Below are 20,816 nucleotides of genomic sequence, written 5' to 3' on the forward strand. Positions count from 1 at the left end.
GATCGTTATTCTGCTGGGAAAATATCAACATGGGCTTGTTCGCGCATTTCTTGCTGCCAGTTGAAACTTTCTTCTTTAAATTTACGATTAAACAGCAGTTGATGCGCGCGGTTACGTTTAGCTTGCTCTGTTTTGTCTGCTACACGCTTATCAAGTAACTGCACAATGTGCCAACCGAATTGCGTTCTGAAAGGCTCACTGATTTCATTTTTATCAAGTGAAAGCAGAGTATTTTTAAACTCAGGTACATAAGTACTTGGATCAGTCCAATCGTACTCACCGCCTTTTAATGCAGAACCCGGGTCTTCAGAGTATTCTTTTGCTAGTTCAGCAAAGTCTGCCTTTCCTTCACGTAAGTCTTTAGCAAAGCCTTTTAGCATGTCACGCGCTTTTTCTTCGCTTAAGATAATTGATGGCTTGATTAAAATGTGACGTGAGCGAACTTCTGTTGTTTCAACCACTTGACGACCACGAACATCCTGAACTTTGATGATGTGGAAACCAGCACCTGAACGAAGCGGGCCAACAATATCGTCTTTCTTATGACCTTTCACTGCTTCAGCAAACAACGATGGCATTTCATTGATGCTCATCCAACCTAGTTGACCACCTTCAAGGGCTTTTGAGCCACTTGATGATGAGATAGCAATACGTTTGAATTCTTTACCTTCATTTAAAAATTCGATTACTTTGTCTGCACGTGTTTTTGCACTTGCGATTTCATCAGCTGTTGCATCGCTTGGGATATCAATCAGGATGTGACCAATGTCATACTCTTCGGCATTTTTACCTTGAGTTTCCATGATTTTTAATAAGTTATCGATTTCTTGTGGGCTAATGTAAATTCGACGATCAACATTGGCGCGAGTCACTTGCTGAGTCGTTATTTCTTTACGGATCTCTTCACGATACGCGGTGTAACTTTCACCTGCAGCCTCAATCGTACGACGTAAATCTGCAATCGTACCGCCTTGCTCACGGGCCATGTTTTCAAGTGTTTGGTCTAATTGAGAATCTGAGATTTCTAGACCCATACGCTCTGCAAGTTGCATCATAAGCGTTTGGTTTACTAAACGTTCAATCGCTTGAATACGTAGCGTGTCATCAGAAGGCAGTTGCTGGCCTTGCTCCGCTGCTTGAGTTTTAACACGGTTAATGATGGTGTCAACTTCACTTTGTAAAATAACACCTTGGTTAACAACCCCGACGACTTTGTCGATTTCGACAGGTTTTGCGAAAACATTTTGGCATAGGCCAACTGTTAATAATGCTGATGCAAATAGTTTTTTTAAATTCATACTTTTTCTAATACTCTTGCTAATAGTACTGCGGTACTAGTTATTAAGAAAATACGGTCTACGATAGCCAAAAATACCTTGTTGTAATAATTTTTGTGCATCATAACGGCTTTTACTTCCAAGCCCTTTTAATACGATATTGAAACCAATACTGGTATCAAAAGTAGCTTGCTCTTGACCAATCGCTTGATTCAAATCAGTTTCGATTTGACGACGGCCTGTGATTTGAAACGCCCAGCAGCAAGATTCATACTGAAGACCACTGAAAACCTCAATGCTACGACCACTTTCTAAATCGCGGTGGTAGCTACCAACAAACTGCCAATCTTGTGTTAGCGGAATGCTGGTGAATAGACCAACTTGCTCGATTGTATTGCCTGAGACATCATTTGCATAGCGATGGTTCAATTGTACGAGCTGTTTATCGTCACCTTTATAATCTAAGGTTATGTTTGATTGAATAATTTCTTTACCGTCAGTGTCATATTGAATACCACCCGATAAATACCAGCGACGGTGCCAATGTAACATGGTTTGCGCTGCAAACAAGGCATTGTAGTTAGTATCTGACTGAAGCCCTTGTGATGTTGGTTTAGCATCATTACTTAAATAAAATATTTGGCCGGCACTAAAATTAAACACTTCTTCGTTTTCATTACTGAATAAGCGAGTTGTGGCACCCAATGTGAATTGGTTTGCAGTGGCAATACGGTCGATACTTGAGAAACGACGGTCTCTAAATAAACCAAAAAAATCATCTTGTAATTTAGCTGTATCGTAAAGGCCAATGTTCGACTGGTCTTTATTTGGCGTATACAAGTACTGAATTTGTGGCTCAAGCGTTTGAATGCCATCTTTAAAGAAAAAGGCAGTTTCTCGCTCGAAGTTTAACTGGCTGTACAAGCGTACTTTAGGCATAGTACGTGTCACTCTCTCGTCGAAGTCGGTGCCTGTTAAATCACCATGCTGGTTATACTCAGTGTGGAGTAAGCTGAATTCAGATAAAAACGACCAAGCATATTCTTGATAGCCAAAACTTGCTTTTGGTTCAATGTGTAGTCTACTCGCTTCATCAATGATGGCTTTATCATTGGTAAAATAACTGAGCTCACCGTCAAGCGTTAAATCGATACCGTAGAAATCATAGGCATCCATTTGTGAAAAAGTAATTTGTGGTAACGCTGCATAGGATTCTTTGTGATCACCAAGTACTTCAAAACTCTGTAGTTTAATGTTTGTATGCCAAGTATCTCCCAAGTAAGTCAGTGAACCAGTACGGTATAACTGAGTGTCTGTGCGAGTTGCATAATTAGAGTTTAAGTCTGTTAGGTAGTTATCATCACTAACGTTAGTAATATCGATATTGCCGCGCCAGCTCTCACCAAAGTAACTTTGCTGTTGCCAGTGAAATAAATAACGTGAGTCAACATTGGGTTCTTCGTCATCTTTATCAAGATACTCGACCGCAACGAGGCCATTGTTTTGCTCAGTTAAATAACGAAACTCCCCAATCATTTGTAAGCCTCGTTTAGACATATAACGCGGCGTGATGGTGGCATCGTAATTTGGTGCAATGTTCCAGTAGTATGGCGTGATTGTTTCAATACCGTAACGACCAGAACTTGAGAAGTTAGGCGTTAATAAACCTGATTTACGGCGGTCGTCTAACGGAAACGTAAAATAGGGAATATAAAGAACCGGTGTGTCAAATACACGTAATACAGTATTGTGGGTTTCGCCCCAGCCATCTTCACTTGATAAGTCAATTTCGTCAGCTTCGATTGCCCATACGGGTGTTTCGCCAGGGCAAGTAGTAAAGCTTGCGTTCATCAGGTTTAAGCCAGACTCGTTGACTGTTAGTTTTTCTGCGCCACCATGACCAAGTTGGTCGGTGAGCTTATAATCAGCACCAAGCAAGCTTAATTCAGAATTATTTAAATCCGCATTGAGCCCAGAACTGTTAATTTGGCTTACTTTATCGCGATACACGATAGGGCCGGTTGCATTAAGTAACCCACGTTGTTTGTCAATCAGTGCACTTTGTGCGGACAAATTCATCGTTAGGGTGTTAATATCTACATTACCGGTAAATTCTGCGCTTTGGGTACCCAATAGTTCAATATCATCGGATTTGATATCGATCATATTAAGTTCAAGGCCAGGGAGCGGTTGCCAAGCTCTGGTTTGCATTGAAGTGCCACAAAAATTGTGTGCCAGTTCAGTTTCGGCGAACGATGGTGCGCTAAGTACGCTTAGCATCATTATGCCCCAGGTTTTGCTCATTTAATGACCTTAATGCTCTTTGGTTGGATATAAGCTAGACATAATAAAGGAAAACAATGGCAAATACAGTAATTGACTTAGTGAAAAATAGATATCTTACTAAATGAATCGTTATAAAAGTTTACAGCAGTTTTTAAATCCTCACTTTAAAGAGGATGAATATCAATTAGCCGCCATCACTGGAGATGCGAGCTTTCGCCGTTATTTCCGCGTAAATACAAGTGATCAGAGCTATATTGTCATGGACTCAGACCCCAACAAATTAGACAACACGCCTTACATAGAGCTCAACAAGGTATTTTCTAAGCACGGTTTTAAATTACCTAAAATTCTTCAGGCTGATGAAAAACAAGGTTTCTTTTTACTTAGTGATTTAGGCAATACACACTTGGCTGATTTACTCGGCGATGAAGATCGCACTTTACACTACAAACACCTAATAAAGTTAAGTGCGCAGTGGGCACAAATACCGCCAGCTCAATACATGAAAGTATTTGATGGTGAGTTTTTACAGTTTGAACTGAGTATTTTTAAAGAGTGGTTAGTTGATAACTTTATTGGTGAGCAACTTTCTGTTGCTGAGCAGCACATGTGGCAACAAGCTTGTGAGTTATTAGTTAACAATGCGCTTGAGCAACCGATTGTGACGGTGCATCGAGACTTCCATAGCCGCAATATAATGCGCACAGGGCAGCAATGGGCGATCATTGATTATCAAGATGCCGTACAAGGGCCTGTGTGCTATGACCTTGTTTCGTTATTAAGAGATTGCTACTTCAAGTTACCTGAGCAAGAGCTCGACTATCTTTTGCATTACGCATATGACGAGTTTAATCAGCAACAGTTATTGCAAGACACCTCATTTGCCATGTTTAAACGTTGGTTTGATTTAACCGGTGTACAGCGTCATTTAAAAGCTGCAGGCATATTTTGCCGCTTAAAACTTCGTGACGATAAGTCTGGTTATTTGAATAATGTACTGCCAACCCTTAAATACATTAGTAATGTAAGCAAAGAATACCCAGAGTTAACAGCACTTGGTCAGTGGATAGAACACACTGTTATTCCACGTACCAAGCTGCGCTTAACAAAAGAGATGAAATGAAAGCAATGATCCTAGCGGCTGGGCGCGGTAAGCGCATGATGCCGCTAACAGAAACAATGCCAAAGCCGATGCTTAGGATTAATGGTAAGCCATTATTAGAGCATCATATTAATAATTTACGTCAAGCAGGTATTACCGACATTGTCATTAACCTTGCATGGCAGGGCGACAAAATAACAGAGTATTTTGCTGATGGCTCGCAGTTTGGTGTATCGATCACTTACAGCCAAGAACAGGCGGGGGGGCTTGAAACCGCAGGTGGTATTATTCAAGCATTGCCGTTATTGGGTGAGCAATTTATTGTCATAAATGGTGATGTGTATACTGATTACGATGTGACTTCGTTGATGCAGCTTCATTTGCAAGCGGGAGAGGCGCACATTGTACTTGTTGAAAATCCTGCTCATAATCCTGATGGTGATTTTGCCCTTAGTCATTTAAGTCCTGATAGCCAAAAGTATACTTTTTCAGGTATAAGTCGTTACCACGTTGATTTTTTTAATGGTTTAACCGAAGGTGTTCGTCCACTTGGACCAATTTTGCGTGAAAAGCTCAGTGCACATCAAGTATCAACGGAGCTTTACTTAGGTCAGTGGGATGACATTGGCACACCAGCCAGATTAGACGAAATCAATCAGCGTTTCGCTTTGCAATAACAACAGAGGTTTGCCAATTATGTGGGGAAAAGTACTTGGTTTTTGTTTTGGCTTTATGTTTGGCAAGTTTATCGGTGCCTTACTAGGCTTATACTTAGGCCATATGTTCGATCGCAGCTTAAAACAAGACTTTGATAAAGCCGGTGGGTTTTCTGGTTTGTTTAAAGGCGATGATATTAACGAACGTCAAGCGCTTTTCTTTTCTAGTTGTTTTGCGGTGATGGGGCATATTGCCAAATCAAATGGTCGTGTTAGTGAAACTCATATTCGAGCTGCCAGTGTCTTTATGGACGAAATGAGGCTGTCGGGTGATGAGCGTCGTGAAGCACAAGATGCCTTTCGTAGTGGTAAAGAAACAGATTTTTCATTAAAAGAAACCGTTCATGACTTTAAAGAGCGCTTTGCTCGACGCCATGATTTATTGCAATTATTCCTCGAAATCCAAATTCAAATGGCCTTTTCTGATGGCCACCTTGCAGAGCAAGAAAAGCAGCTATTGCAAGAGGTGAGCAAGCAGTTAGGTATTTCGCGCACCCAGTTCGCATTTTTGTTAAAGCGCTACCAAGCCGAGTTTGCATTTCGCCAGCAACAACAGCGCTTTTATGAGCAGCAACGCCAACAAGGCCAGCAAAGTCGCAGCAGTTATAGTGAACAAAGAGGGCACAGTGTGCCACCTAATAATGGCATGAATCGCGCGCAAGCATTGGCTCTTTTAGGCTTAAACAGTGATGCTTCTGCACGAGATATTAAAGTTGCCTATCGAAAGCTCATGGCTCAGCATCACCCCGATAAATTAGTATCGCAAGGTTTACCAAAACACATGATGGAAGTAGCGGTAAAGAAAAGCCAAGATATTCAAGCGGCTTATGAGTATTTAAAAAAGGCGGCGTAAAAAGCCATCAATTTCTTTGAGTAGCCTTTCGTGCTGCTCTGGCTCTGAAGGCAAACCAAATAACTCTCTTTGTCGGTAGTCATATTTTGCGTGCTTTCTAACCCAACGTTTTCTATCTTTTACGCTTTGCAGTGTGTCAGGGTTACCTTCACTGTAAAAAATATCCAGTAATGGTGGGCTGATAGTTGAAAGCGTGGCATTAAGATGCTGGTTACGAATACTGTTAGGTAAATAGCTTCCTAAGCTAATAAAGGCATTTAGTTCGTTATTTGGAAAGCTAGCATAATGCTCAATCAATAGCCCCGCACTGGCACCTTGTGCCACCACAATAATATTGCCGCCTTCATCCATGGCACTGTTATACAAGGCATTGAATCTAGCAATTAACTTTAGTTTGTAATCATCAAGCACTGCTTCGCTAATATTTGGTTCACCAGTTACAAAATGAGGTGCTTGTTGTGTTTTAGCTGGTGGAGCTGAGTCAGCTTGCTGGTCATTTTGTGTTGTTGACTCAGTTTCAGAATTCTCAATGGGCTCTGGCATCGTTATATCAGCAGGGTGCCAGTCAATGTCAGGCATGGTCATGGCAAGGGTCGCATAGCCAATTTCATTTAACTGCTTACGTAAAAAGTTGATTCCGGCATTATTAGTTGGAACATGCTGCCAATCAGGAATAATGAGTACAATTCCGCGTTGACTCGCTGCCATAGATTGGCGATATAAACTAATAAACTCATCTTCACCGGCAAGCAGAGTCCGTACTTCATCACTTGGTAAAAAGCGTTGAATATCGTTAGTGACCAAACTTGACCAAGGGGTGGGTTTAATAAAATCGGCAGCATTCACATTACCCATCAACGCAAAACAGGCTGCGTAAACTAAGCAATGTGCGGGTTTTAACTTCATGCCGAAATTTCCTGAGTCTTAAATTAAATCAGTGATTAAATTAACTATCGGCAGTGTTGGTAAAATATTTAGCTAATTGTCTTAAAACTCAGGAGCTGCCTCAAAAACAAGCGTTTCACCACTGGCAGGGTGAGCTAAGGTTAGCATTTCGGCATGCAGTTGTAAGCGAGAAGCCATGGCGAATGCTTCGGGGTGCGCATACAACTTATCGCCTAAAATAGGGTGACCTAAAGACAACATGTGCACACGTAGTTGGTGAGAGCGCCCTGTAATAGGGGTCAGCTCGACGCGAGTTGCATTCTGTTCATACTCAAGCACTTTAAAGTGGGTTAATGACGGTTTGCCATTGTCGTGATCAACCATTTGCTTTGGGCGGTTTGGCCAATCACAAATAAGTGGTAAATCTACCGAACCAGTTTCTTGCTCAAGCTTACCAAATACACGAGCAATGTAGCGTTTCGCGGTTTTTCTATCTTGAAATTGAATGCTTAAATTACGATGCGCCTCTTTGTGCATAGCTAAACAAATAATGCCTGAGGTTGCCATATCAAGGCGGTGAACAATTTTCGCCGTTGGAAAAACGCGATTAATGCGAGCAATAAGACAATCGGCGTGTTTTGGATCTTTTCCCGGCACAGTAAGTAAACCACTTGGTTTATTTACAATAAGCAAGTCATCGTCTTGATAAACAATACTTAAATAAGGTGTCATTGGGGGATTATAATTGAGTAACACAGCCAGCCTCGATGATATGCAAGGGCGCTATTTTAAAGGAGTATGAGCACATACACAATGGCAGTGCTGGTTTTCGAGTATATGCTAACAAGTAGGACTCTGATTATTTCCCCTTGTTTTGTTTGGCATAAAAAACGCGATGTGAAAGCACATCGCGTTTGTAGTTTTGAGTTTAGCTATTTAACGTTAGTGTGAAACGACAATTAAACGAATAGCATCCAGTTTAACTTGGGCTTTTTCGATGTAAGTCGTGAGTTCACTGCGTTGCTTATCAAAGAAGCTAAGCTCTTCGTCACGAATATTCGGGTTGATTTGCTTAAGTGCTGTTAAACGAGCTTGTTCTTCACCAAGGGCTGTTTGCATTTTCTCTAGTGATTCCGCACGGAGTGTTTCAAGCTTAGTTTGTGCCATGCCTTGTGCACTGGTGATCATTGGGTGAATGGCACTTTGTAACGCACTGGCTAACTTACTTGCAGTTTGGCGACCAACCGCAGACAGCTGCTGGTTGAAGGCATCAAAGGCAACATTGTCGGCTAAGTTATTGCTGCTCTTATCTAATAAGATACGAATAGGCGTTGGTGGCAAGAAGCGGCCAACTTGAAGTGCTTTAGGCGCCATCGCCTCCGCAATGAAAATAAGCTCAACAAAGAAGGTACCAGCAGGAAGCTTTTTGTTTTTCAGTAACGCCACAGAGGCAGTACCAAAGTCATCATCACAAATCATGTCTAAGCTGCCTTGCACCATTGGGTGATCCCAACTGATGAAATGCGCGTCTTCTTGCGAAAGCGAGGTGCTGCGATCAAACGTTACTGTGATGCCATCATCTTTTAAGCATGGGAAAGATGGGTTTAGCATGTGCTCAGTTGGCTTTAAGATGATGGTATTTTCACCTTTATCCTCTTGGCTTACACCAAAGGTGTCGAACACATTGATCATATAACTTGGTAGCGTGAATTGATCATCTAACTCTTCGATATCAGCAACAAGACTTTCGGCTCGTCCTTGGCCACTTGAGTGCAGCTCTAATAAACGGTCACGACCACTTTCCATTTGTTTACGAAGTTTAGCATTTTGGCTGGCAACTTGTTCTAGTAGTGGGTCTAGCTTTTCTTCGTCACAGTTGTGTGCACCAATAAACTCAAGTAGTTCTTCGCCATACTCTTTATACAGCATTTGTCCTGTTGTCGATGTTGTTTCAAACGCATCTAAACCTTCGTTGTACCATCGAAGTAATACTTCTTGTGCGGTGTTTTCGAAATACGGTACGTGAATGTTTACGTCTTGCGTTTGACCAATACGGTCAAGACGACCAATGCGTTGCTCGAGTAAGTCTGGATTAAGTGGTAAATCAAACAGTACTAAGTGATGCGAGAATTGGAAGTTACGACCTTCAGAACCAATTTCAGAACAAAGTAGAATTTGTGCGCTGTCGTACTCATCGGCAAAGTAAGCCGCTGCACGGTCACGTTCAACAATCGACATGCCTTCGTGGAACACCGAGGCTTTAATTGCTTCACGCTCACGTAAAATTTGTTCTAGGCTAAGTGCGGTTTCGGCTTTAGCACAAATAAGCAGTACTTTTTCGTGCTTAAGGGTTTTAAGTGTTTCAATTAACCAATCAACACGTGGGTCAAATGCACCCCAGCTGGCATTTTCACCTTCAAACTCTTGGAAGATTTTTTCAGGGAATAAAGCACGAAGTGCAGTTAGCTCAGCATTTTGAATGCCGCCCATATTACCTAGTACCGACATTGCCGTTTTATATTGTTTAGGCATTGCCATTGGATAAGCATGAAGCTTACGGCTTGGGTAACCATCAATACCGCTGCGGCTATTTCTAAATAAAATACGGCCTGTACCATGGCGGTCTAGCAGCATTGATAGAATTTCGTTACGCGCCGTTTCATCACCTTGCTCTGCGTTAGCTAAAAGGTCAGTGATGTCGGTTTCTTTTAATAGCTCTTTTAATGTTGCTCTAGATGTATCATCAAGGCCTTTTTCACCCAGTAATTGGTTGGCTGCTTCGGCAACCTCTTTGTAGTTACTTTCTTCTTCTACAAACGCATCGTAGTCGTAGAAACGATCTGGGTCGAGTAATTGCAAACGTGCAAAGTGACTACGGTGACCAAGTTGATCTGGCGTTGCAGTTAATAAGATAAGGCCCGGAATGTCTTGGCTTAACTCTGCCATACGTTGATATTCTGTGCTTGGCTTACCATTATTGATACTTAAATGGTGTGCTTCATCGACAACTAATAAATCCCAATCAGCCAGAGTTGCTTGCTCAAACCAGCGTTTTTTCTTACTTAAAAACTCAAGGCTAGTAAGTACTAACTGTTCTGTTTCGAATACGTTTGGTGAGTCTGCAAATGCTTCATCACAACGTTCTTCATCAAAAATAGAAAAACGTAAGTTAAAGCGGCGTAGCATTTCTACTAACCACTGATGCTGAAGATTTTCAGGCACAACAATCAATACGCGGCTAGCACGGCCACTGATGATTTGTTGATGTAAAATCATACCCGCTTCAATGGTTTTACCTAAACCCACCTCATCAGAAAGTAGTACGCGTGGCGCAAAACGTTTCCCCACTTCTTGGGCGATATAAAGCTGATGCGGAATAAGGTTTGCACGCTGGCCAATTAAGCCTTTTAAAGGTGATTGTTGGCGCTCAAATTGATGCTGCCAAGTTTGGTAGCGAAGCGTATAGCGGTCAAAACGGTCTACTTGACCTGCAAATAAACGGTCTTGTGGTTTATTGAATTTGATAAAGTGATCTAAAAAGGTTTCTTTTAACTGGGCTTTTTCGCCATTATCAACGCGAGTGCCGTGATAGCATAGTAACTCGCCCTGCTGTTCAACAGACTCGACTTCTAATTCCCATTCTTCAACGCTGCGAATAATATCACCTGGATTAAATGCGACACGAGTAACAGGTGCTTCAGTTAAAGAATAAACTCTGTTTTCTCCACTGGCTGGAAATAAAATGCTGACCTGACGGCCTTCAAGGGCAACAACGGTGCCTAATCCTAAATCTGACTCTGTATCACTGATCCAACGCTGACCTAAGGAAAAATTCATGTATGTCTCGTCTATGAAGAAAAAAGGCGGCTATGTTACCTGTAACGCCATGCTACTTCAAGGTAGTAAACTCGCCGCACACAATTAAATTTAGTCAACCTTTTTAAGTCATTTTTACGGGTGAAAATATTAGTGAAATCTGTATATATTTTAACCAGTTAAATAATTGTATATTTGTTTGTCATAAAAAGGACTTTTGTCGTAAATAGACTAAACTGAGTATATACCTAACGAATAAATCATAGCTTCATCCGCCGCTTGTTTAGTTTATTGGGTATAGCATAAAAATCATAAAACGTAAGGAAAGTGCTATGGAAAAAGCTTCGAACCTTGATAGTAAAATGTATGTGCTCGATACCAATGTATTACTCCACGAACCCCTCGCTTATTTATCTTTCCAAGAGCATGATGTTGTTATCCCCATGACAGTATTAGAAGAGCTTGACCATATTAAAGATAGAAAACACGATGTTAGTCGTGACGCCCGTGTTGCTATTCGTGGGTTAGATGAAGTGTTAAAAGACGCGTCTCCTGAGCAGATGTTGCAAGGAGTGGCACTGCCGAGTAATAAAAAGGCGAAAACAGAGTCTCGTGGCCGCTTAATTATCGTTAATGATCACTTATTTGCAGACAGTATTTCGGGTTTACCAGGCAACGAGAATGACCATCGTATTATCAATTGTGCAGTGCATTTGCAAAAGCAGCACAGCGATAGCAAAGTGGTGCTTGTAACTAAAGACATCAATATGCGCCTCAAGGCGAAGGGAGCCGGCCTTAAATTTGTTGAAGACTACAGAACAGACCAATTAATTGACGACATAGCGTTACTGACCAGCGGCTATAAAAAAATTGACGGAGACTTTTGGCAACAGGTTGGTGAGTGTGAAACTGAGCAGCAAGGCCGAGATACTTATCACCACGTGGCAAAAAATACGATTAGTGATGTGTTCTGCAATGAATATATTTTAGATGATAGCGATCACTTTGCGGCTCGAGTAACAAGCTACGATGATAAACAAATTACTTTAAAAGATATTAGTGTTGAGCGTTTGATGAGCCATACCGCTTGGGGCGTTAAGCCAAAAAATGTTTATCAAGGGATGGCACTTGATGCGCTACTTGACCCAAGTATAGAACTAGTGATTTTAACGGGCCCAGCAGGCTGTGGTAAAACTTTGCTTGCTCTTGCCAGTGCCCTTGAAATGATCATTGAAAAAGGCATTTACGATAAAGTTATAGTCACCCGTAACACGCCAGAAATTGCTGAATCAATTGGCTTTTTACCCGGTACTGAAGAAGAGAAAATGGCCCCTTGGTTAGCAGCAATTACCGATACTTTAGAGGTCTTGCATAAAGGAGATGAAAACCCGATTTCGAGCCGTAATTACATTATGGAAAAAGCCAACGTACAGTTTAAATCGGTGAACTTTATGCGCGGCCGCAGCATTCAAAACGCCGTTGTTATATTACAACCCCGAATTGGGGATATTTTAAAGTTTTTACCCCCTTGTTTTTATTGGCCTGTAGAAAAAGTAAAAAGAATTTCCAAAAAAATTGATTACCTTAGCTACTCTGAGCAGTCTCTCAACAATAAACCTTTACTCAAAATTTGTAATTTACAAGAAAAGTACAACACAAAGCCTAGCAACGATTCAATCTTTTGGGAGGCTGCGTAATGAAAAGCTCTATTGATAATCGAAATCCTCGTGTACTAGACACATCTGCATTAGTACATGATCCAAAATCTATTTTTAGCTACAAAGATGATATTTACATCTGTCTAACTGTCCTTGAAGAGCTTGATAACCTGAAAGAAAGAACTAATAAATCGGTAAGTGCCGATGCCCGTATGTGCATTAGAATGCTTGAAGACATTATAAATGGACATACAGCCGAGGAAATGGAAATAGGTATTCCTTTACCATCTACCGAAACAGCCCAGAGAGGAAAGCTTTTCATTGGAATTGACACTCAATTGGATCTGGCTAAGGAGTTAAAGCACGGGATAGGAAGTGATGCTGATAACAGAATAATTAATTATGCTTTATATCTTCAAAAAGAACTCAATAAAGACGTAATAATTGTTAGCCGTGACATTAATATGCGCTTGAAAGCTCGAACCGTAGGGGTCATGGCAGAAGACGTTGCCGTAGATAATCAAATATCAGATATTGATCTTTTATACACAGGGGTACAAGCCTTTAAAGGAGATCTTTTTGATCGAATTAAATCAGACAAAGACTTCAAGGTTTCAGGAGAAGTTTATACTTTCCCAATAAGTCTATTTAATGATGAAGTTCAGCCAAACATGTATTGGTACGATGAAGCTGGACACATTGGGCGAATTTCAGAAGTAACAGATACTGAGGTATTCACAAAGCTATTGCCTCGTAAACAAGAAAAAGTATGGGGCATTTTGCCTAAAAATCAGCGTCAGTCGGTAGCTTTAAGCCAATTAACAGACCCTTACTATGATTTAAATATCATCCTTGGTCCTGCTGGCTCCGGAAAAACTTTTTTGGCAGTTGCTTCGGCGCTGCATCAAGTATTGGAGTTGAAAAAGTACAAAAAAATCGTTGTGGTGCGCTCCAGAGACTTTATGGACGACGATCCGGGATTCTTACCGGGGGATTTAACTGAAAAATCAATGCCTCTTCTGGCAGGTATTACTGACGCATTAATTTCGATGCACTCGGATGATAATCATGAAGGAAATGTCTACGCTACAGTCGAGCATGTGATTGAAAAAGCCAATATAGAATTTACTAGCATGGCTTATTTTCGTGGCCGTTCAATAGACGATGCTGTTTTAATCATTGATGAAGCTCAAAACATGACTAGAGCGCAAATCAAGGGCATGTTAAGCCGTGGTGGGAAAAATTGTCGGACAATCGTATTGGGCAACCTAGCCCAGATTGACGATAAGTTTGTAACACCTGCTTCTTCTGGTGCAAGTGCGGCTGTTAATGTGTTTCGTCATTATGAAAAAGGATCAGTGCTGATTTTTGATGAAGTAGAGCGTAGTAGCTTGGCTGAATTCACTGAAAAGAATATGTAGGCATCAAACTACCATTCACATTTCCTTATAATATTGCGACAATGGCCACTGCTTTTTGCAGTGGCTTTTCAGAGAAGCCCGTTCCCACGAAAACAGGACGAAATGGATTTACTCTGAACTAAAAGATTAAATATTCACATAAAAACTGAGTGACATAGGTGCGTGGCCTAGCGTTGCCGTTTTTTGGTGTATTGATGTCTTTTAATAAAGAAGACCTGCTAGTAAATATAAAAAGGCAGGCAAAACGATTATCTAAATTATTAACTATTCCCCTTGGACAAGCCCAAGAAGGGGCAGCTATTTGTCTATATGGCTGTGACAGTTACAGCGATTTACTAGTAAAAATAAAAGCTGAATCCTTTGATAACCCATTGATAGCACTGTCTGCACTCTCACCAAACTCGGAAATATTTTTAGTAAAAATATTAGCTAGCCACCTAGATAGCATTATTGGAAATTTTGAAAAAAAATTTCCCGGCTCCAATATAAATGAAGAGATGGTCGTATCCTTGTTTGGGCTTAGCTTTTCAGAGTTCAAACTCAAAATATCTACCTAAAGTTGTACAAATACGTAAGTTGTCATTTTGTTTTTTGGCGATATTATAATAAGAAGGCTGAACGGACAGCCTACGCCTACACATGTTTTTCGCCTTGAAAACGTGAACAGTGAAGCGGAGCATCCGTAAAAATTTGGTTATTTGAACAATAAATAAAGCAATGTGTTGGTAGGCCATTGTTTATTAAAAAGTTGTTTGGAGAACTAAATGATCTCACTTTATCAATTAAAGAATAAACTCAATAAACAAGCAAAAGAGTTTGCTGAGTTATTAGAGTTTCCTGATCTTTACGCCCAAGGCCTGTGGGCTAGAGGTGTTTATAACTGCCCTCATTTTTCTGATACCCATAATAGCCTCACTGAAGCATTTGAACAGAAAAAACTGGATTCAATTCTAAAGCACGATTCCCTGAAATATTTAATGATCAACGAACACGATGATCAAGAAATTATTGAATCGCTTCATAAAGAAATTGAGTCAATGGCAAACCGTATTGAAAGCCTGATGCTGGTAGATATTGAAACTTTAGATTTAGTTTCATTGATATACCAAGTTTTAGGGTTACCTGAAGATGCCAAGTTTATTGTTAATACAGGCGCAGACTTCCGCTTAGAGTGGCGACCATACTTTGATGCCTTTGATGATCCGTTGATAGTTCAATATGCAGATTTAAAAGTTCATGGTTGTTATTTCAGGCTCATAGCTTCAAAGTTTCCGGTTGAAAAGCTTTCCTTGGATGACATTAAAAAATACATGTACATCAATCATGTAAACCATAATGGTGAGTTCGAAGGCTGTATTTCTGAAGGAAATACATTTTCTAAGCATGTGCACTGGCTGGTGTTGACACTTGAATTATTCAGTAGCGGCAAAGTAAATAAGGCTCAGTTCAATCCAACAACCTTCAAAATCGAAGGTATGCGCTATTTGGTATACGGCTTCCCTCTGATTCCTTCCTTTGTATCTGATTGGCACAAACCTAATTTGTGTTTACGTGTTAAAAATCTAGATGGCGATCAGAAGTTCATTGTTCGTATCGATCAGCAAGATCTTGTTTTTTATGCGAGGCGCGTTGATACCAATTTTTTTAACACCATCGATTATGAAAAATACATTTCGTTGTATCAATCTAGTGTTCTGTCACATTTTGATGCTGACAACAATTTACTTAAAGTTGATGGGGTTAAATATCTAAGTTTCTTTCGTCCTTTTTCTGTAGAAGATATGAAAGGAGTTCAAGCATGAGACCTAGAGTAAAACTAACCAACGCAAAACTTATCTCAATTCAATCTGATACAGAGGAAAAAGTTGAACGGGTGCTTTACGGCACATTTGCTGACGAAAATGAAAATGGTAAAGAAGGAGATGCTTTATTCACGATAAAGGTTCTGGAAATCAATGGTCAAGAAAGTAAGTGCTTTGGTGTTGACTTTTATATCTTAGATGCTGTACCAAAAGAGTTTGATGTAAATGCATTTGAGTTTAATTTAATGCATGAGTGTATGTATTCTCCTAATAAGTTATTAGAGCTGCGAAATATGCTCCCGGCTAGTTATTAGTAAGGGAATACGTTGGATAGAATATATTTAAAGGATGCCTACATAGTATCTGTTTACGACTATAAAGAATTTGAAAAAATATTTCTTGGCGAGTTTTTATCAGGGGTGGTTATTGAAGATGAAACATTCAGGTTCCGGCCATTTCAGCAAATCGTGACTTCAAAGGTTGTTAGCAAATCTGCTGATGAGGATAAGTTAGAAATATACACACATAGTGAGAGTTGTTATGTGATTGATGCTGACCATAAGTTAATTGATATTTCGTTTGTTGAACTGGTTGTTATGAGGGCGGGAGCTTATTCGGTAGATCGAGTTTTAGAAATGAGAGAGCAACTTAAGTCTCAAAATAAAAGCCATTGAATAACGAAGATAAAAAGTCTGATGAGATTATTATTTGTCACTTACCTCTTTGAAAAAATTGACGTTAGTCAAATATTCATAAATGTTTACATGACATCAATTTACTTATTCGAAAATTTGTATTAGCATAGACAATGTATATTTTTATGAGAATTTTATGTCTAAAGCATTTTCAAAAGTCTTAGTAATAACGCTTATGCTGTTTGCCTTTGTAGGGCAAGCATTTGCGTATTCTGCTATGCCGTGCGAAATGTCATCAGGTTCTCACGAATCACACATGAACATGAACATGAACATGAACATGGATCATGGTGATATGAATAAAAGCAGTAATGGTCAATCAGAAGATTGTTGTGACGTTGAATGTGTTTGTCCTGCAAATGCTTGCTCATCTACGACAGTCCTAAATTCCAGTATTGATTCGACAGATATTCAAATATTGAGTGAATCTGTAGCTGCTCTGCAATCTAAACAACCTCATTCAATTTCCACTTCCCTTTATCGTCCACCAATTTTTGCCTAATACAGGATTAGTGCGTCTAAATTTCGCGCACATGTAATTAATTTTTCTGTTAGTCAATATAGCGTCGTAGCGCTATAGCTATTTTCCAGCGATGTCTGGGGGCAAAAATGATCAATAAGTATTTAAAAATAGCAGTTGTAATGCTGCTTTCACCTGCGTTTGCAAACGCCAATGAACATAAGCATGCACACAATAACGACGTAACACCTTTGGAGTTAATCGTTTATAAAACCCCTACTTGTGGGTGTTGTAAAAAATGGATAACTCATATTGAAGACAAAGGGATCGTTGCGCATTCCAAAGATTTCCGAAACATCGGCAATATCAAAACTAAGTATGGTATTAAACCTAATTACCGTTCATGCCACACGGCAGTGAGTAGAAATGGATTTGCCTTTGAAGGCCATGTACCCGCTAAGTTTATTCAGCAGTTCTTGTCAGAAGAGCACCCCAATGCGATTGGATTATCTGTCCCAGCAATGCCTGTTGGCTCTCCGGGTATGGAAGTCGGCGACCGCTTTATGTCATATAACGTATTAATTTTATTTAAAGATGGAACGAGTAAAGTATATGCAGAAGTTAAGGCTTATGAGGAGCAATTCTAATGAGATTAAATGTTTCAAGCCTTACTCTACTTTCAACTTCGCTAATGCTCGGCTTGTCTGTATTCTCAGCTCAAGCTGAGAAAGTAGTGTCACTTGAACAAGCTATCACCTTGGCTCAGCAAAATGATCCTTGGCTTCATGGGAGTCGGTTAAAACAAAGCGCGGTTGAAAATAGAAGTATCGCTTCAGGTACTTTGCCTGACCCCAAAGTATCACTAGGGATAATGAATTTACCAACAGATACTTGGGACTTAGATCAGGAAGGAATGACTCAACTAAAGGTTGGTGTTTCTCAAATGTTTCCTAGAGGTGATAGTTTAAAGATTAAACAAGAGCAATTAAAAATTGAGTCAACGAAATTTCCACTGCTACGAGAGGATCGTAAGGCTAAACTGATAAGCCAAGTATCACAGTTATGGTTAGATGCTTACTTAGCCCAACAAACCATTAAATTGATTGAAGCGGATTGGGCGCTCTTTGAGCAGATGGCGGAAGTTACTAAAGCTAGCTACTCAAATGTTGTTGGTAAAACCAGACAACAAGATGTTATTCGTGCTCAATTGGAAATCGTGCAGTTAGATGACCGATTAACTTCGCAAAAGCAGAAACTAGAAACAACAATCGCTCGCCTTAATGAGTGGCTTCATATCTACGATGCTGCTGGCTTGAATGAATCATTCAACTTTGATACGCAACCATTAGAGTTTAGGGTTTCTAAAAAGTTGCCTACAATTCATTTGAACAATTCAACAGTCCTAAAAGCATCTAATTACTCAAGAAATCTATTGGCTCAGGAGCTTTCGAATCACCCAGCCATACTTGCAATTGATATAAAACGCAAAGCTTCAGAAAAAGCAGTTGAGTTAGCTAAACAGCAATATGAGCCGCAATGGGGTGTTAATGCTAGTTATGCCTATCGTGACAATATGCCCTCTGGTGATAGCCGAGCTGATTTATTTTCTGTTGGAGTAACGTTTGATTTACCCTTGTTCACCGAGAACAGACAAGATAAGCAAGTTGCAGCTTCTATTGCAGATTCAGAGACTATTAAAACCGAGAAACTATTACTGACAAAGCAAATGATCAGTATGGTGGAAAAGGAGCTTAGACAGCTTAAGCGTTTATCTGATAGGCAATCTATCTATCAAGAACAACTCCTTAAACAAACTCATGACCAAGCAGAAGCGTCATTGACAGCTTACACAAATGATGATGGCGATTTTGCCGAAGTTGTTCGAGCAAGAATCGCAGAATTAAATGCCAGAATATCAGCCTTAAGAATTGATGTTGACGCACTTAAAACAGTTGCTCGTATCAACTATTTCTTTGCGCGTTCTCAATCTAACTCAAATGCTGAACATAAGTCGATGCAAACTTCACACAAAACTAATCAGCACTTATCCAATCAGCAATTTGGAGAAAAATAATGTCAACGAATACTAAAACAATTATTGCCATCATCATTGGTGCTGCACTAGGCGCAGGAGTATTGAGCTTATATCAAGGTGCAGGTTCAAACAGTAATAGAGATGAAACAACATCAGCAGAGAAAAAGCCTCTGTATTGGGTTGCACCGATGGATTCTAATTACCGCCGGGACAAGCCCGGTAAGTCGCCTATGGGGATGGATTTAATTCCTGTGTATGAGGAAGAATCATCTGGTGATGATTTTGGTCCCGGAGCAGTAAAAATTGCGCCTCATGTAGTGAATAACCTAGGGGTTCGCACTGCACCTGTTGAGCTGAAAAATATGCATACTGAAATATCAACGGTTGGTTACGTTCAATATGATGAAGATAAGCTAATTCATATCCACCCACGTGTTGATGGTTGGATTGAAAAACTCTATGTCAAAGCGGCAGGTAACCCTGTAGAGAAAGGGCAGCCTCTTTATACACTGTATTCTCCTCAGTTAGTTAACGCGCAAGAAGAACTTTTAATAGCTTTAAAGCGCGACAATAGTTCCTTAATTTCGGCGGCGAAAGATCGCCTTAAAGCGTTACAGCTTTCAGCAGATTTCATTCAAAAGCTAGAAAAGACTAGAAAAGTTCAGCAAACCATCACCTTTTATTCACCACAAGCAGGTGTTGTTGACGGTTTGAAGATTAGAGAAGGCTTTTATGTCAAGCCGGGAAACACCTTATTAAGCATTGGTCAACTAGAGCAAGTTTGGGTTGAAGCAGAAGTGTTTGAACGTGACGCAGCCTTAATTAAAGAAGGACTGCCTGTATCAATCACACTTGACTATTTACCCGGTGAGGACTGGGCTGGTGTCGTTGATTATGTTTATCCAACATTGAATAGTAAAACACGCACACTCAGAGTGAGACTGAAGTTTGACAACCCAGACTATCAATTAAAACCAAACATGTTTGCACAAGTCTCTATTCACGCTAATCAAGCTGATAGCACGATACTCGTACCTAAAGAAGCCGTCATTCGCACAGGTAAACAAGACAGAGTTGTACTTGCCTTGGGGGATGGGCAATTTAAGTCTATCGAAGTGACAATTGGCCGGGTTGATATCGATAGTATCGAAATCTTAGAGGGTCTTAATGAAGATGATGTTGTGGTGACATCTGCTCAATTCTTGATTGATTCTGAATCAAGTAAAAACTCTGATTTTAAACGAATGACTCATGACGAAGTGCCTAGCTCTGTTTGGATGGAAGGCGAAATCAACAGCGTCATGGCGGGACATCGTATGGTTAATATTACTCATGGGCCTGCTGAGGCTTGGGATTGGCCTGAAATGACAATGGACTTCGATGTGGGTGCAAAGGTAGATATTGATTCACTGAAGTCTGGTCAATCTTTGCACTTTGAAGTGAGCAAAACCGAAGACGGTGGATATGAAGTTACTGGAATTCATATCATGAGTGAGCCTGCTGATATGAGTGAAGAAGTATCATCAGCAACAGTATCAGGTTTAATTAATGCGATTGATATTGATACACGGATTCTAAATATTAGTAGAGGCCCAATAGATAAATGGGATAGGCCTGCTGCGACGATGGATTTTATCGTCGCGGACAATATAGAAATGGTTGATTTCAATGTCGGTGATAATCTCACTTTCACCTTTGAGGTAAGAGATGACTTAGTGATAACTGAAATTTCCCTTGAATCTGATGATCAACACGAGCATGAACAAAAAAGTGCTGTTGACCATTCGAATCATTAAGTGGGAGAAAAATA

General features: G+C 40.2%; 18 protein-coding genes. 13 read left to right on the plus strand and 5 right to left on the minus strand.

Annotated features, from left to right (window positions below; translation table 11 throughout):
* Positions 1–5 precede the first annotated feature (5 nt).
* Positions 6–1,298 (minus strand): peptidylprolyl isomerase SurA, encoded by a 1,293-nt coding sequence (gene surA, locus L1264_RS11085; protein WP_138557165.1) that lies wholly within the window; start codon positions 1,296–1,298, stop codon positions 6–8.
* A gap of 36 nt (positions 1,299–1,334) precedes the next feature.
* Entirely contained in the window at positions 1,335–3,581 is a 2,247-nt protein-coding gene (gene lptD, locus L1264_RS11090; protein WP_135923564.1) for an LPS assembly protein LptD, read from the minus strand.
* 103 nt (positions 3,582–3,684) lie between these two features.
* On the opposite strand from lptD, the gene L1264_RS11095 reads away from it, so the two are divergent.
* The 3 genes from L1264_RS11095 to djlA are packed head-to-tail and all read left to right on the plus strand — an operon-like array spanning position 3,685 to position 6,234.
* The gene (locus tag L1264_RS11095; protein ID WP_199526068.1) at positions 3,685–4,686 is read left to right on the plus strand and encodes an aminoglycoside phosphotransferase family protein; all 1,002 of its coding nucleotides are present in this window, start codon (positions 3,685–3,687) and stop codon (positions 4,684–4,686) included.
* The gene (gene murU / locus L1264_RS11100) at positions 4,683–5,342 is read left to right on the plus strand and encodes an N-acetylmuramate alpha-1-phosphate uridylyltransferase MurU (RefSeq protein ID WP_138557166.1); all 660 of its coding nucleotides are present in this window, start codon (positions 4,683–4,685) and stop codon (positions 5,340–5,342) included. The genes L1264_RS11095 and murU overlap by 4 nt, the downstream gene beginning before the upstream one ends.
* A 19-nt stretch (positions 5,343–5,361) precedes the next feature.
* Positions 5,362–6,234 carry a co-chaperone DjlA gene (gene djlA / locus L1264_RS11105; protein ID WP_135923567.1) on the plus strand — a complete coding sequence of 291 codons (873 nt, stop codon included), beginning with the start codon at positions 5,362–5,364 and terminating at the stop codon, positions 6,232–6,234.
* Here djlA and L1264_RS11110 read toward each other — a convergent pair.
* The 3 genes from L1264_RS11110 to rapA all read right to left on the minus strand — a co-directional run bounded on the left by L1264_RS11110 (position 6,217) and on the right by rapA (position 10,956).
* The gene (locus L1264_RS11110; RefSeq protein WP_199526070.1) at positions 6,217–7,140 is read right to left on the minus strand and encodes a DUF3530 family protein; all 924 of its coding nucleotides are present in this window, start codon (positions 7,138–7,140) and stop codon (positions 6,217–6,219) included. The two genes, djlA and L1264_RS11110, sit on opposite strands and share 18 nt — an antisense overlap.
* Positions 7,141–7,221: 81 nt before the next feature.
* Positions 7,222–7,875, minus strand: a complete 654-nt coding sequence (gene rluA, locus L1264_RS11115; protein WP_135923569.1) for a bifunctional tRNA pseudouridine(32) synthase/23S rRNA pseudouridine(746) synthase RluA — start codon at positions 7,873–7,875, stop codon at positions 7,222–7,224.
* Between the two features lie 186 nt (positions 7,876–8,061).
* Positions 8,062–10,956 (minus strand): RNA polymerase-associated protein RapA, encoded by a 2,895-nt coding sequence (rapA, locus tag L1264_RS11120; protein ID WP_199526072.1) that lies wholly within the window; start codon positions 10,954–10,956, stop codon positions 8,062–8,064.
* A gap of 311 nt (positions 10,957–11,267) precedes the next feature.
* On the opposite strand from rapA, the gene L1264_RS11125 reads away from it, so the two are divergent.
* The 10 genes from L1264_RS11125 to L1264_RS11170 all read left to right on the plus strand — a co-directional run bounded on the left by L1264_RS11125 (position 11,268) and on the right by L1264_RS11170 (position 20,802).
* Positions 11,268–12,632: a PhoH family protein gene (locus L1264_RS11125; RefSeq protein WP_135923571.1), complete on the plus strand. Its 1,365-nt coding sequence runs from the start codon at positions 11,268–11,270 to the stop codon at positions 12,630–12,632.
* Positions 12,632–14,014, plus strand: a complete 1,383-nt coding sequence (locus L1264_RS11130) for a PhoH family protein (RefSeq protein WP_062566157.1) — start codon at positions 12,632–12,634, stop codon at positions 14,012–14,014. Before L1264_RS11125 ends, L1264_RS11130 begins: the two co-directional genes overlap by 1 nt.
* A gap of 194 nt (positions 14,015–14,208) precedes the next feature.
* Positions 14,209–14,571, plus strand: a complete 363-nt coding sequence (locus L1264_RS11135) for a hypothetical protein (protein ID WP_076920056.1) — start codon at positions 14,209–14,211, stop codon at positions 14,569–14,571.
* Between the two features lie 207 nt (positions 14,572–14,778).
* A complete protein-coding gene (locus L1264_RS11140) occupies positions 14,779–15,816 on the plus strand; it encodes a hypothetical protein (RefSeq protein WP_135923573.1) in 1,038 nt (345 codons plus the stop codon).
* Positions 15,813–16,130: a hypothetical protein gene (locus L1264_RS11145; RefSeq protein ID WP_135923574.1), complete on the plus strand. Its 318-nt coding sequence runs from the start codon at positions 15,813–15,815 to the stop codon at positions 16,128–16,130. The genes L1264_RS11140 and L1264_RS11145 overlap by 4 nt, the downstream gene beginning before the upstream one ends.
* Positions 16,131–16,142: 12 nt before the next feature.
* Positions 16,143–16,490, plus strand: coding sequence for a hypothetical protein (locus tag L1264_RS11150; RefSeq protein ID WP_135923575.1), 348 nt, complete (start codon positions 16,143–16,145; stop codon positions 16,488–16,490).
* Positions 16,491–16,647: 157 nt separating this feature from the next.
* The gene (locus L1264_RS11155) at positions 16,648–17,013 is read left to right on the plus strand and encodes a hypothetical protein (RefSeq protein WP_235403999.1); all 366 of its coding nucleotides are present in this window, start codon (positions 16,648–16,650) and stop codon (positions 17,011–17,013) included.
* A 107-nt stretch (positions 17,014–17,120) separates the two neighbouring features.
* Positions 17,121–17,618 carry a DUF411 domain-containing protein gene (locus L1264_RS11160; protein ID WP_016708256.1) on the plus strand — a complete coding sequence of 166 codons (498 nt, stop codon included), beginning with the start codon at positions 17,121–17,123 and terminating at the stop codon, positions 17,616–17,618.
* On the plus strand, positions 17,618–19,045 hold the full coding sequence (locus L1264_RS11165) for a TolC family protein (protein WP_135923577.1): 1,428 nt from the start codon (positions 17,618–17,620) through the stop codon (positions 19,043–19,045). The genes L1264_RS11160 and L1264_RS11165 overlap by 1 nt, the downstream gene beginning before the upstream one ends.
* On the plus strand, positions 19,045–20,802 hold the full coding sequence (locus tag L1264_RS11170) for an efflux RND transporter periplasmic adaptor subunit (protein WP_135923578.1): 1,758 nt from the start codon (positions 19,045–19,047) through the stop codon (positions 20,800–20,802). The genes L1264_RS11165 and L1264_RS11170 overlap by 1 nt, the downstream gene beginning before the upstream one ends.
* Positions 20,803–20,816: the final 14 nt, after the last annotated feature.

This window comes from Pseudoalteromonas sp. APAL1 (assembly GCF_021532475.1).
Taxonomy (GTDB): Bacteria; Pseudomonadota; Gammaproteobacteria; order Enterobacterales; family Alteromonadaceae; genus Pseudoalteromonas; species Pseudoalteromonas lipolytica_C.